The sequence below is a fragment of the Nocardiopsis sp. MG754419 genome, assembly GCF_018207095.1.
Lineage (GTDB): Bacteria > Actinomycetota > Actinomycetes > Streptosporangiales > Streptosporangiaceae > Nocardiopsis.
In genome coordinates this window covers 1-354 of the sequence record NZ_QOCZ01000412.1, presented here as the reverse complement: position 1 = coordinate 354, position 354 = coordinate 1, and the positions used below count along the sequence as shown (strand labels likewise).

The 354-nt window shown below is 70.1% G+C and carries 1 protein-coding gene; it reads left to right on the top strand.

Going from position 1 to position 354, the window contains the following annotated elements; genetic code table 11:
* A partial coding sequence (locus tag DSY14_RS28345; protein WP_211719630.1) for an AMP-binding protein occupies positions 1–354 on the top strand: 354 nt, incomplete at both ends.

Here is a 354-nt window from a genome sequence, read left to right as displayed (position 1 = left end):
GTTGAAGGCCGGTGCGGGTTACACGTTGTTGGATCCGGCCTTCCCCTCGGCGCGGTTGGAGTCCGTGGTCGCCTCGGCCGGCATCACCACCGTGCTCTCGGAGACGGGGGGTACGGGACCGAACGCGGGACGGCGCGCCGCGTTCGCCGGGACCGAGGCCGGACCGGCGATCCCCGGTTCCGGCGGACTGGACCCCGCGTCCCTGCCAGGTGTCGAGGTGCTGTGCGTGGACGCGCCGGAGGTCGCTGCCGGTCTGAGCGGTGATCTTGGTGTGGAGGTGGTGCCGGGTGATGTGGCGTGTGTGATGTTCACGTCGGGTTCCTCGGGTGTGCCCAAGGGTGTGGTGACCTCTCA